Origin of the sequence: Escherichia sp. E4736, from assembly GCF_005781225.1 — a bacterium.
Classification (GTDB): domain Bacteria; phylum Pseudomonadota; class Gammaproteobacteria; order Enterobacterales; family Enterobacteriaceae; genus Escherichia.
In genome coordinates this window covers 68,677-81,067 of sequence record NZ_VATT01000038.1, presented here as the reverse complement: position 1 = coordinate 81,067, position 12,391 = coordinate 68,677, and the positions used below count along the sequence as shown (strand labels likewise).

The window sequence follows — 12,391 nt, the reverse complement described above, 5'->3', positions numbered from 1 at the left end:
CGACAAAAATGCCCGATTCACGATCGGGCATTTTGACTGTTACAGCTTCGCGCCTTCTACTGCTTCACGCGCCAGCTTAGTAATGCGGTCGTAATCGCCTGCTTCCAGCGCATCTGCCGGAACCAGCCAGGAACCACCAATGCACAGTACGCTTTTCAGCGCCAGGTAATCACGGTAGTTAGCCGGAGAAATACCGCCAGTCGGGCAGAAACGAACCTGAGAGAACGGACCCGCAATGGCCTGCAGTGCTTTCACGCCGCCATTAGCTTCTGCCGGGAAGAATTTGAATTCTTTCAGGCCGTAGTCCATACCCAGCATCAGTTCGGAAACAGTGCTGATACCTGGAATCAGAGGAATAGTCCCTTCTGTCGCCGCTTTCAGCAGTGGTTCAGTCAGACCCGGGCTAATTGCGAACTGTGCGCCCGCTTCAGTTACTTCTGCCAGTTGCTGCGGATTCAGAACCGTACCGGCACCCACAATCGCTTCCGGCACTTCTTTGGCGATAGCGCGGATAGCATCAACTGCACACGCCGTACGCAGAGTCACTTCCAGAACGCGCACCCCACCAGCAACCAACGCTTTTGCCATTGGCACCGCGTGTTCCAGTTTATTTACCACGATAACCGGTACAACCGGGCCGGTGGTCAGGATTGATTCTGCACTTGTTTTCCAGTTTTTCATCAGAGTTTTCTCTCGCCTGAGTACAAATTTTGTCGTCTTAAAAAGTGATACAGGTTGCGCCCTGTTCGGCACCGGACAGTTTTTCGCGCAAGGCGCTGAATAATTCACGTCCTGTTCCCACGCGTGACGCGCTCAGGTCAGGAATGTGCGGTTCGCGAGCAGCCAGTTCAGCTTCGTCTACCAGCAGCGTCAGTTCGCCTGTCTGTCCATTCACACGAATGATGTCCCCATCGCGCACTTTTGCCAGCAGCCCACCATCGTAGGCTTCTGGTGTTACGTGGATAGCTGACGGCACTTTACCTGAAGCACCAGAGAGTCGTCCATCGGTAACTAACGCAATTTTGAAACGCCGGTCCAATAATACACCAAGTGGCGGCATGAGTTTATGTAATTCTGGCATTCCGTTCGCTTTTGGCCCCTGATGGCGGACAACAACCACACAATCACGGTCCAGCATACCCGCTTCAAAAGCAGGCATAACGTCATGCTGGCTCTCAAAAACAACAGCAGGCGCTTCAATCACCTGGTTTTCAACCGGCACTGCAGAGGTTTTCATGACGGCACGGCCCAGGTTGCCGCTTAACACTTTTGTCCCGCCATGATGCGAGAAAGGTTGTTCAAAGGAAGCAATCACATTGCTGTCGAGCGATTTGTCTGCACCTTCGCGCCAGTCCAGCTCGCCGTTATTCAGCCATGGTTCGAGGGTATAGCGCGAAAGACCAAATCCCGCCACCGTATTGACATCTTCATGCAACAGGCCAGCCTTGAGCAGCTCACGCACCAGAACCGGTACACCACCCGCCGCCTGGAAGTGGTTAATATCGGCCGGACCGTTTGGATACAAACGTGCCATCAGAGGTACGACATCAGAAAGATCAGAGAAGTCATCCCAGTTGATCTGAATACCGGCCGCTCGCGCCATCGCCACCAGGTGCATCGTGTGGTTAGTGGAGCCACCGGTCGCCAGCAGCGCAACAATACCGTTCACCACCACTTTCTCGTCGATCATCTTACCGATCGGCATCCATTCATTACCGTTGCCAGTCATGCGTGTAACCTGGCGCGCAGCGGCTGCAGTTAATGCATCACGTAACGGGGAGTCTGGATGAACAAAAGAAGAGCCCGGCAACTGCATCCCCATAAACTCCACCACCATCTGGTTGGTGTTGGCAGTACCGTAGAAAGTACATGTACCAGGGGCATGATAAGACGCAGCCTCTGACTCCAGCAGTGCCATTCGATCCACCTTCCCTTCGGCATAAAGCTGGCGAATGCGCACTTTTTCTTTATTTGGCAACCCGCTTGCCATCGGACCTGACGGCACAAATACCGCAGGCAGATGACCGAACGACAGCGCGGCCATCGTCAGCCCTGGGACAATCTTATCGCACACGCCGAGGAACAGCGCGCCATCAAACATGTTATGGGACAGCCCCACCGCCGCAGACATCGCAATCACTTCACGGCTTAACAGCGACAGTTCCATACCATCCTGCCCCTGGGTGACACCATCACACATCGCCGGAACACCACCCGCAACCTGGCCAACCGCATTAGCTTCATGCAGTGCTTTACGAATAATCTCTGGATAATGTTCATAAGGCTGGTGGGCGGAGAGCATGTCGTTGTAGGAGGTGATGATAGCGATATTGTTACGCAACATGCTTTTCAGGGAGGCTTTGTCTTCTGGCTGGCAAGCTGCGAAACCGTGAGCCAGGTTACCGCATGCCAACTGCGAACGATGAACGGTCGAAGTTTTCGCTTGTTCGATCCGGGCGAGGTAAGCAGAGCGAGTCTCGCGCGAACGTTCAATGATTCGATTTGTTACGCGTAACAATTGTGGATTCATAAAGGCTCCTGAAATTGAGTTGTCAGAGCAGGATGATTCACAACGCGTTTCATTCAGAGGATTTATGAGTGAAACGCCTGTAACCGGAGCTCATAGGGCAGAAACGTTTCAGTCAGTGTAATAAAAAAAGCCTCGCGGGTGAATCCACGCGAGGCCTGAAAGTGTAAAAATTGTTCTACAATCTGTGCAAGATCATGTTACCGGTAAAATAACCATAAAGGATGAGTGCAGATATTACTCAAACTCATTCCAGGAACGGCCATCACGGGTAATCATCGCCACCGAAGCAACCGGTCCCCAGGTTCCGGCCTGATACGGTTTCGGCGCATCGTTATCCATCGCCCATGCTTCGGTAATGGAGTCCACCCATTTCCACGCTTCTTCCACTTCATCACGACGTACAAACAGCGCCTGAATACCGCGCATGGTTTCCAGCAGCAGGCGTTCATAGGCATCTGCCAGATGCGTCTGATTAAAGGTTTCTGAATAGCTCAGATCCAGCTTGGTGATTTGCAGGTTATGTTTGTGATCAAGACCCGGGACCTTGTTCAACACTTGAATATCCACGCCTTCATCAGGTTGCAGACGGATAGTCAGTTTGTTCTGTGGCAGGTCCTGCCACGACTCTTTAAACAGATTGAGCTCTGGCGTTTTGAAATAGACCACCACTTCAGAGCATTTGGTCGGCAAACGTTTACCGGTACGCAGGTAGAACGGTACGCCAGCCCAGCGCCAGTTGTCGATATCGACACGGATAGCCACGAAGGTTTCCGTGTTACTGCTTTTGTTTGCGCCCTCTTCTTCCAGGTAGCCCGGCACTTTTTTGCCTTGGGCGAAGCCCGCAGTGTATTGCCCGCGTACGGTTTTTTCGCGTACGTTGGAGCGGTCAATGCGGCGCAGAGACTTCAGTACTTTCACTTTTTCATCGCGGATGCTGTCTGCGCTCAGATCAGACGGCGGAGACATCGCAATCATGCAGAGAATTTGTAACAGGTGATTCTGGATCATGTCGCGCATCTGACCGGCTTTATCAAAATAGCCCCAGCGCCCTTCGATCCCCACTTCTTCTGCCACGGTAATCTCAACATGATCAATAGTGCGGTTGTCCCAGTTGTTCACAAACAGAGAGTTAGCAAAACGCAGCGCCAACAGGTTCAGCACCGTTTCTTTACCAAGGTAATGGTCGATACGGTATACCTGGCACTCCTCGAAGTATTCGCCAACCTGATCGTTGATTTCCTGCGAGGTCGCCAGCGACGTACCCAGCGGTTTTTCCATCACCACGCGCGCCGGTTTGCCGTTCAGTTTCGCCTCACCAAGCCCTTTGCAGATTGCGCCAAAAGTGCCTGGCGGCATGGCAAAGTAGTTAATGGTGATACGATTTTTTTGATCCAGCATCGCACCAAGACGGCTGAATGCAGCGGTGTCATTGACATCGAGATTACAAAAATCCAGACGTGCACTCAGGGTGTCCCATAAACCTTCATCAATAGTTTCTTTCATGAAAGTTTCCAGCGCTTCGCGGACTACTTTGGTATATGCCGCTTTATCCCAGTCAGCACGCCCTACGCCGATAATACGGGTATCCGGGTTGAGCTGACCGGCTTTTTCCAGTTGATACAGGGAAGGCAGCAATTTACGACGCGCAAGGTCGCCTTTCGCGCCGAAAATGACCAGGTCACAAGCCTGGGCTGTTTGCGTTACCGCCATGTCATTCTCCTTAAGTTAACTAACCCGGTACTTAAGCCTGGGTATACTTGTAATTTTCTTACGGTGCACTGTACTGCTTTTACGAGCTTGCGAAAACTGTAAACGCTTATCCACCCGTGCGATTACGGCAAAAGCGCGCAAAGTGCGGCAAAACTGATAAAAAAATCATCGTTTTCCATTGGGTAAAAATCTGACACTGATCATGTTATGAAAAAAAATGACAACTTTTTTATCCGCTTTTGTCATTAATACGACACACAGGCGTAATATCAGACCAAACTGCATTTCGATTTCTTTCAGTGTGGAAATCGTCATTACCGTGAGTCTCTTTACATCATGAATATGCTGGAAAAAATCCAGTCTCAACTGGAACATTTGAGCAAATCAGAACGAAAAGTCGCCGAGGTCATTCTTGCTTCGCCTGACAACGCGATCCATTCGAGTATTGCTGCTCTGGCGCTTGAGGCCAATGTTAGCGAACCAACGGTGAATCGTTTCTGTCGCAGCATGGACACCCGCGGTTTTCCTGATTTTAAACTTCATCTGGCACAAAGCCTGGCAAATGGCACGCCCTATGTTAATCGCAACGTTAATGAAGATGACAGCGTTGAATCATACACGGGGAAAATATTTGAGTCGGCAATGGCCACGCTCGATCACGTCCGTCACTCGCTGGACAAATCTGCCGTCAACCGTGCCGTCGATCTCCTGACTCAGGCCAAAAAAATCGCCTTTTTCGGTCTGGGCTCTTCTGCCGCCGTCGCCCACGATGCGATGAATAAGTTTTTTCGCTTTAATGTTCCAGTGGTTTACTCCGACGATATCGTGCTGCAACGCATGAGTTGTATGAATTGTAGCGACGGAGACGTGGTTGTGCTGATTTCTCACACCGGAAGAACCAAAAATCTGGTTGAACTAGCGCAGTTAGCACGGGAAAACGACGCGATGGTAATTGCCCTCACCTCCGCCGGTACGCCACTCGCCCGGGAAGCAACGCTGGCAATTACCCTCGACGTACCTGAAGATACTGACATTTATATGCCCATGGTGTCTCGACTTGCGCAGTTGACCGTGATAGATGTGCTGGCAACAGGATTTACTTTGCGACGCGGCACAAAATTCAGAGATAACTTGAAGCGGGTCAAGGAAGCACTCAAGGAATCGCGCTTTGATAAGCAGTTACTTAAATTGAGTGACGATCGCTAAATCGATTATCACTGTTCTATCTTTATACGATATTCGCATGTGTTTAAATTACAACCATAATGGTTTTAGTTTATGCGAATTCATGTTCAAGCAACACCTGGTTGTTTCAGTCAACGGAGTATTACATGTCCAGAAGGCTTCGCAGAACCAAAATCGTTACCACGTTAGGCCCGGCTACCGATCGCGATAATAACCTTGAAAAGGTCATCGCAGCGGGTGCAAACGTCGTACGAATGAACTTTTCTCATGGCTCGCCTGAAGACCATAAAATGCGCGCGGATAAAGTTCGTGAAATTGCCGCAAAACTGGGTCGTCATGTGGCTATTCTCGGTGACCTTCAGGGGCCAAAGATTCGCGTATCTACCTTTAAAGAAGGTAAGGTTTTCCTCAATATTGGGGATAAATTCCTGCTGGATGCCAACCTGGGCAAAGGTGAAGGCGATAAAGAAAAAGTCGGTATCGACTATAAAGGTCTGCCTTCTGACGTCGTGCCTGGCGACATTCTGCTGCTGGACGACGGTCGCGTACAGTTAAAAGTGCTGGAAGTTCAGGGCATGAAAGTGTTCACCGAAGTGACCGTCGGCGGCCCTCTCTCCAACAATAAAGGGATCAACAAACTCGGCGGCGGTCTGTCGGCTGAAGCGCTGACTGAGAAAGACAAAGCAGACATTAAAACTGCGGCATTGATTGGCGTAGATTATTTGGCTGTCTCTTTCCCACGCTGCGGCGAAGATCTGAATTATGCTCGTCGCCTGGCGCGCGATGCAGGTTGTGATGCGAAAATTGTCGCCAAAGTTGAACGTGCGGAAGCCGTTTGCAGCCAGGATGCAATGGACGACATCATCCTCGCTTCTGACGTGGTGATGGTCGCACGTGGCGACCTCGGCGTAGAGATTGGCGATCCCGAACTGGTTGGGATTCAGAAAGCGCTGATTCGTCGCGCGCGTCAGCTGAACCGCGCAGTCATTACTGCTACCCAGATGATGGAATCGATGATTACCAATCCAATGCCGACGCGTGCAGAAGTCATGGACGTGGCGAACGCCGTTCTGGATGGTACTGACGCCGTAATGTTGTCTGCGGAAACCGCCGCTGGTCAATATCCATCTGAAACCGTTGCTGCAATGGCGCGTGTTTGCCTGGGTGCCGAAAAAATCCCGAGCATCAATGTGTCTAAACACCGCCTGGACGTTCAGTTCGACAATGTGGAAGAAGCTATCGCGATGTCCGCAATGTACGCAGCTAACCACCTGAAAGGCGTTACCGCGATCATCACCATGACCGAATCTGGTCGTACCGCGCTGATGACTTCTCGTATCAGCTCCGGTCTGCCGATTTTCGCCATGTCACGTCATGAACGCACGCTGAACCTGACTGCGCTTTATCGTGGTGTTACGCCGGTCTATTTTGACAGTACAAATGATGGCGTAGTTGCTGCCAGCGAAGCAGTAAATCTGCTGCGCGATAAAGGCTACCTGATGTCTGGTGATCTGGTGATTGTCACCCAGGGCGACGTGATGAGTACCGTGGGTTCGACGAATACCACGCGTATTTTAACGGTAGAGTAAGTTAGTTGCCGGATGCGGCATAAATGCCATATCCGGCCTACAGGACCGTGATAATTCAATAAATTACGATCAACCTGTAGGGCCGATAAGCATGCGCATAGAATAAATGCGCACTTAACATTAGACGAGAGCCTCTCCTCACGAGAGGCTTTTTTTATTTGATGGGATAAAGATCTTTACGCTTATACGGCTGGATTTCGCCCGGTTTGCGCGTTTTCAGCAATTTTAAAATCCAGGTGTACTGCTCTGGTCGCGGACCAACAAAAATCTCAACTTCTTCATTCATACGCCGCGCAATGGTAGCGTCATCCGCCTCTAACAGGTCATCCATCGGTGGACGAACCTGAATCGTCAGACGATGGGTTTTGCCATCATAGATTGGGAACAACGGAACGACACGCGCGCGACACACTTTCATCAGGCGACCAATTGCTGGCAGCGTCGCTTTATAGGTTGCGAAAAAATCAACAAATTCGCTGTGTTCAGGTCCATGATCCTGATCCGGTAAATAATATCCCCAGTAGCCCTGACGAACCGACTGGATGAAAGGTTTAATACCATCATTTCTCGCGTGCAGACGACCGCCAAAACGACGACGCACCGTGTTCCAGACATAATCAAAAACCGGGTTGCCCTGATTATGGAACATTGCTGCCATTTTCTGCCCTTGTGAGGCCATCAGCATAGCGGGGATATCAACTGCCCAGCCGTGCGGTACCAGAAAGATCACTTTCTCGTTGTTACGCCGCATCTCTTCGATGATCTCCAGCCCCTGCCAGTCGACGCGAGACTGGATTTTCTCCGGCCCACGTATCGCCAGTTCAGCCATCATTGCCATCGCTTGCGGCGCTGTGGCAAACATCTCATCCACAATCGCTTCGCGTTCGGCTTCGCTACGTTCTGGAAAGCAGAGAGACAGATTGATCAACGCCCGACGACGTGAGCTTTTACCCAGTCTTCCGGCAAAACGCCCCAACCGCGCAAGGATGGGATCACGGAATTTCGCTGGTGTTAAGGCAATACCGGCCATTGCCGCCACGCCCAACCAGGCTCCCCAGTAACGAGGGTGACGAAAGGATTTATCAAACTCAGGAATATATTCGCTATTATTTTTTTTCGTTTCCATGCTTTTCCAGTTTTGGATAAGGCAATAATCAATCTGGTGGTAGTGTAACGGCGCAACTTGCCCCGCACCAAATAAAAAAGCCGGCACTGACTGCGTACCGGCTGCCAATGGGTATTAATTAATCAAACTGTAGCTGCGGTACAATCTCCTTGGCCTTCGCCAGGAAATCGGTACGATCTGAACCGGTCAGCCCTTCAGTACGCGGCAGTTTCGCTGTCAACGGGTTCACAGCCTGTTGGTTAATCCATACTTCATAGTGCAGATGTGGCCCAGTTGAACGCCCGGTGTTACCGGAAAGCGCGATACGATCGCCACGCTTCACCTTCTGCCCCGGTTTAACCAGAATCTTACGCAGATGCATATAACGCGTGGTGTAGCTGCGACCATGACGAATCGCGACATAATAACCAGCGGCGCCACTGCGTTTAGCAACGACCACTTCACCGTCCCCCACCGAAAGCACCGGCGTACCCTGTGGCATCGCAAAATCAACGCCTCTGTGCGGCGCAATGCGAGCGGTTACCGGGTTCAGACGACGCGGGTTAAAGTTAGACGAAATGCGGAACTGTTTTGCCGTCGGGAATCGTAAGAATCCCTTCGCCAGGCCCGTACCGTTGCGGTCGTAGAATTTGCCATCTTCAGCGCGAATAGCATAGTAATCTTTGCCTTCTGAACGCAAACGCACGCCCAACAGTTGGCTTTGTTCACGTTTACCATCAAGCATTTCACGTGACATTAATACCGCAAATTCGTCACCTTTTTTCACTTTGCGGAAGTCCATCTGCCACTGCATTGCTTTAATCACCGCGCTCACTTCAGCGCTGGTTAAACCTGCACTTTGGGCGCTGGCAACAAAACTTGTCCCAACGGTTCCTTTCAACAGACTATTAACCCACTCCCCTTGCTGCATTTCGCTGGTCATTTTAAAACCATTAGCAGCGGTGCGGTCATAGGTACGAGTTTCGCGGCGAGACACTTCCCAGGTCAGACGCTGTAACTCGCCATCAGCTGTTAATGTCCAGGAGAGTTGTTGACCAATTTTCAGGTTACGCAGATCTTTATCAGCAGCAGCAAGTTGGGTGATATCACCCATCTCAATACCATATTGATTAAGGATGCTACTTAACGTGTCGCCCGTAGAAACGACATATTCATGAACGCCGGCTTCACCAGCGATTTTGTCGTCCAGTTCGTCCTGTGGAATGGCTTCATCTTCTTGCGCAGCTTGATCAATCGGCTCACTGGCCTCAGGTAAGAGAGAACGAATTTCGTTCTGTTCAAGCTCAATGGTTTTGACAATAGGCGAGGCGTCTCGGTGGTAAACATAAGGCCGCCAGACAGCGACGGCCAGTGTAAGAACGGTGAGCGACCCCAACATAACGCGGTGTGGTCGCGGTAAATTATTAAACGCCAGGGCGACAGAGCGGGCTATCTGTTGCACGTAATCACTTCCTCATTAATCTCCTTTCAGGCAGCTCGCGTACTGGTTAGCTAATTGATTCAGGAATTCTGAATAGCTTGTTTTGCCCAGTTTGATATTCGTCCCAAGGGGATCCAACGTTCCCATACGAACGGATGTCCCTCGTGCGACGCTTTCAACGACCGCAGGCCTGAACTGTGGCTCAGCAAAAACGCAAGTTGCTTTTTGCTCAACCAACTGTGTTCTTATTTGATGTAAACGCTGCGCGCCAGGTTGAATCTCTGGGTTTACGGTAAAGTGACCAAGCGGTGTCAGTCCGAATTGTTTTTCGAAGTAGCCGTAAGCATCATGAAAAACGAAATAACCTTTTCCCTTGAGCGGCGCGAGCTCGTTACCAACCTGTTTCCTACTTGAAGCTAATTGTGCCTCAAATTCCATCAGGTTGGCGTCAAGTTTGGCTCGACTTTGCGGCATAAGTTCCACTAATTTTCCATGGATTGCAACCGCTGTAGCCCGCGCTATCTCTGGGGAAAGCCAAACGTGCATGTTGAAATCGCCGTGATGGTGATCTTCGTCACTTTTTTCCGCGTGGTCATGATCATCATCAGCGTCGTGAATGCTTTTCATCAGCAGCGGTTTTACACTCTCAAGCTGCGCAATGGTTACCTGCTTCGCTTCGGGTAATTTACTCACGGGCTTTTGCATAAACGCTTCCATTTCCGGTCCAACCCAGACAACTAAGTCCGCGTTCTGTAAGCGTTTTACATCAGATGGACGCAGTGAATAATCATGTTCAGAGGCCCCATCAGGAAGTAACACCTCCGTCTCTGTTACTCCATCAGCAATAGCGGAAGCGATGAATCCAACAGGTTTAAGCGAAGCGACAACGGCAGCTTCTGCTACCTGAGTTGCACTGCCCCAGAGAGCAGCAGATAATGCTGCGAAAAGAAGCGTTTTTTTATGTAACATAATGCGACCAATCATCGTAATGAATATAAGAAGTGTGATATTATAACATTTCATGACTACTGCAAGACTAAAATTAACATGACAAGTCTGGTTTCCCTGGAAAATGTCTCGGTTTCATTTGGCCAACGCCGCGTCCTCTCTGATGTGTCGCTGGAACTCAAGCCTGGTAAAATTTTGACCTTACTTGGGCCGAACGGCGCAGGTAAGTCGACATTGGTTCGGGTTGTCCTCGGGCTGGTAACACCAGATGAAGGTGTTATCAAGCGCCACGGAAAACTGCGCATTGGTTATGTGCCACAGAAGCTGTATCTCGACACCACGTTGCCACTGACCGTAAACCGTTTTTTACGCTTACGCCCCAGAACACATAAGGAAGATATTCTGCCTGCACTAAAACGCGTTCAGGCTGGGCATCTTATTGACGCGCCAATGCAAAAGCTCTCTGGCGGTGAAACGCAGCGTGTACTACTCGCGCGCGCATTGTTAAATCAACCCCAGTTATTAGTTCTGGACGAACCCACCCAGGGCGTGGATGTGAATGGTCAGGTGGCGTTATATGACCTTATTGACCAGTTACGTCGCGAACTGGATTGTGGCGTTTTAATGGTGTCTCACGATCTGCATCTGGTAATGGCAAAAACCGATGAAGTACTTTGCCTTAACCATCACATCTGTTGTTCTGGCACACCAGAAGTCGTTTCCCTGCATCCGGAATTTATTTCGATGTTCGGGCCTCGTGGAGCTGAACAGCTGGGTATTTATCGCCATCATCATAATCACCGCCACGATTTACAGGGGCGAATTGTTCTGCGTCGGGGAAGTGATCGCTCATGATTGAATTATTATTTCCCGGTTGGGTAGCCGGGATTATGCTGGCCTGTGCCGCTGGTCCTTTGGGTTCTTTTGTTGTCTGGCGTCGTATGTCTTATTTCGGCGATACGCTGGCCCATGCGTCTTTACTTGGAGTGGCCTTTGGTCTGTTGCTGGACGTGAATCCCTTCTATGCAGTGATTGCCGTTACGCTGCTGCTGGCGGGCGGTCTGGTATGGCTGGAGAAGCGTCCACAGCTGGCGATCGATACGTTATTGGGAATTATGGCGCACAGTGCCTTGTCGCTGGGCCTGGTCGTTGTCAGTCTGATGTCTAACATTCGCGTTGACTTGATGGCATACCTGTTCGGTGATTTGCTGGCAGTGACGCCGGAAGATCTCATCTCCATCGCCATTGGCGTGGTCATTGTGGTGGCAATTCTGTTCTGGCAATGGCGTAATTTACTGTCGATGACCATTAGCCCGGACCTGGCATTTGTCGATGGCGTGAAATTACAGCGCGTGAAATTGCTGTTGATGCTGGTAACAGCATTGACGATTGGTGTGGCAATGAAATTTGTCGGGGCGTTGATTATTACCTCGCTGCTGATCATTCCGGCTGCTACCGCACGTCGTTTCGCCCGTACGCCGGAACAGATGGCAGGTGTCGCCGTTTTGGTGGGGATGATTGCTGTAACTGGCGGTTTAACTTTTTCAGCGTTTTACGATACGCCTGCGGGTCCGTCCGTGGTGCTGTGTGCTGCTCTGTTGTTTATTTTGAGTATGATGAAAAAACAGGCCAGCTAATTTCGCCTGAACACATTTGTCGGATGCGGCGCAAGCGCCTTATCCGACCTACGGTTCGTTATACATGCCAGGCCTGATAAGACGCGAACAGCGTCGCATCAGGCACATTGCCAGTATCGGATGCGGCGCGAGCGCCTTATCTGATCTACGGTTCGCTATACCAGATAGGCCTGATAAGACGCGAACAGCGTCGCATCAGGCACATTGCCAGTGTCGGATACGGCGCGAACGCCTTATCCGACCTAC

Annotated in this window: 10 protein-coding genes; 4 read left to right on the top strand and 6 right to left on the bottom strand. The window is 50.7% G+C overall.

The window, feature by feature from the left end; all coding sequences use genetic code 11:
• Positions 1–39: 39 nt before the first annotated feature.
• The 3 genes from kdgA to zwf all read right to left on the bottom strand — a co-directional run bounded on the left by kdgA (position 40) and on the right by zwf (position 4,240).
• Positions 40–681, bottom strand: a complete 642-nt coding sequence (gene kdgA / locus FEK46_RS20750; RefSeq protein ID WP_064529269.1) for a bifunctional 4-hydroxy-2-oxoglutarate aldolase/2-dehydro-3-deoxy-phosphogluconate aldolase — start codon at positions 679–681, stop codon at positions 40–42.
• 37 nt (positions 682–718) lie between these two features.
• Positions 719–2,530: a phosphogluconate dehydratase gene (edd, locus tag FEK46_RS20745; protein ID WP_130208487.1), complete on the bottom strand. Its 1,812-nt coding sequence runs from the start codon at positions 2,528–2,530 to the stop codon at positions 719–721.
• Between the two features lie 234 nt (positions 2,531–2,764).
• Entirely contained in the window at positions 2,765–4,240 is a 1,476-nt protein-coding gene (zwf, locus tag FEK46_RS20740; protein ID WP_130208489.1) for a glucose-6-phosphate dehydrogenase, read from the bottom strand.
• A gap of 336 nt (positions 4,241–4,576) precedes the next feature.
• Between zwf and hexR the strand changes: the two genes are divergently transcribed.
• Both hexR and pyk read left to right on the top strand, forming a co-directional pair.
• Entirely contained in the window at positions 4,577–5,446 is an 870-nt protein-coding gene (hexR, locus tag FEK46_RS20735) for a DNA-binding transcriptional regulator HexR (protein ID WP_105289041.1), read from the top strand.
• A 125-nt stretch (positions 5,447–5,571) separates the two neighbouring features.
• On the top strand, positions 5,572–7,014 hold the full coding sequence (gene pyk / locus FEK46_RS20730; protein WP_130208490.1) for a pyruvate kinase: 1,443 nt from the start codon (positions 5,572–5,574) through the stop codon (positions 7,012–7,014).
• A 154-nt stretch (positions 7,015–7,168) separates the two neighbouring features.
• On the opposite strand, the gene lpxM is transcribed toward pyk, so the two are convergent.
• From lpxM to znuA, 3 genes are all read right to left on the bottom strand, one after another.
• The gene (gene lpxM, locus FEK46_RS20725; protein WP_135559481.1) at positions 7,169–8,140 is read right to left on the bottom strand and encodes a lauroyl-Kdo(2)-lipid IV(A) myristoyltransferase; all 972 of its coding nucleotides are present in this window, start codon (positions 8,138–8,140) and stop codon (positions 7,169–7,171) included.
• Positions 8,141–8,258: 118 nt separating this feature from the next.
• Entirely contained in the window at positions 8,259–9,581 is a 1,323-nt protein-coding gene (mepM, locus tag FEK46_RS20720; RefSeq protein WP_130208492.1) for a murein DD-endopeptidase MepM, read from the bottom strand.
• Positions 9,582–9,596: 15 nt separating this feature from the next.
• On the bottom strand, positions 9,597–10,529 hold the full coding sequence (znuA, locus tag FEK46_RS20715) for a zinc ABC transporter substrate-binding protein ZnuA (RefSeq protein ID WP_074399578.1): 933 nt from the start codon (positions 10,527–10,529) through the stop codon (positions 9,597–9,599).
• 78 nt (positions 10,530–10,607) lie between these two features.
• Here znuA and znuC point away from each other — a divergent pair, with 78 nt between their 5' ends.
• Both znuC and znuB read left to right on the top strand, forming a co-directional pair.
• Positions 10,608–11,363 carry a zinc ABC transporter ATP-binding protein ZnuC gene (gene znuC / locus FEK46_RS20710; protein ID WP_130208493.1) on the top strand — a complete coding sequence of 252 codons (756 nt, stop codon included), beginning with the start codon at positions 10,608–10,610 and terminating at the stop codon, positions 11,361–11,363.
• Positions 11,360–12,145, top strand: a complete 786-nt coding sequence (znuB, locus tag FEK46_RS20705; protein ID WP_135559480.1) for a zinc ABC transporter permease subunit ZnuB — start codon at positions 11,360–11,362, stop codon at positions 12,143–12,145. The genes znuC and znuB overlap by 4 nt, the downstream gene beginning before the upstream one ends.
• The last annotated feature ends 246 nt before the right edge of the window (positions 12,146–12,391 follow it).

What these genes read in the sequence shown, in the direction of transcription:
- znuC (WP_130208493.1), top strand. Translation starts at nt 10,608, where the DNA reads ATGACAAGTCTGGTTTCCCTGGAAAATGTCTCGGTTTCATTTGGCCAA.
- znuB (WP_135559480.1), top strand. Translation starts at nt 11,360, where the DNA reads ATGATTGAATTATTATTTCCCGGTTGGGTAGCCGGGATTATGCTGGCC.
- hexR (WP_105289041.1), top strand. Translation starts at nt 4,577, where the DNA reads ATGAATATGCTGGAAAAAATCCAGTCTCAACTGGAACATTTGAGCAAA.
- lpxM (WP_135559481.1), bottom strand. Translation starts at nt 8,140, where the DNA reads ATGGAAACGAAAAAAAATAATAGCGAATATATTCCTGAGTTTGATAAA.
- kdgA (WP_064529269.1), bottom strand. Translation starts at nt 681, where the DNA reads ATGAAAAACTGGAAAACAAGTGCAGAATCAATCCTGACCACCGGCCCG.
- zwf (WP_130208489.1), bottom strand. Translation starts at nt 4,240, where the DNA reads ATGGCGGTAACGCAAACAGCCCAGGCTTGTGACCTGGTCATTTTCGGC.
- znuA (WP_074399578.1), bottom strand. Translation starts at nt 10,529, where the DNA reads ATGTTACATAAAAAAACGCTTCTTTTCGCAGCATTATCTGCTGCTCTC.
- edd (WP_130208487.1), bottom strand. Translation starts at nt 2,530, where the DNA reads ATGAATCCACAATTGTTACGCGTAACAAATCGAATCATTGAACGTTCG.
- pyk (WP_130208490.1), top strand. Translation starts at nt 5,572, where the DNA reads ATGTCCAGAAGGCTTCGCAGAACCAAAATCGTTACCACGTTAGGCCCG.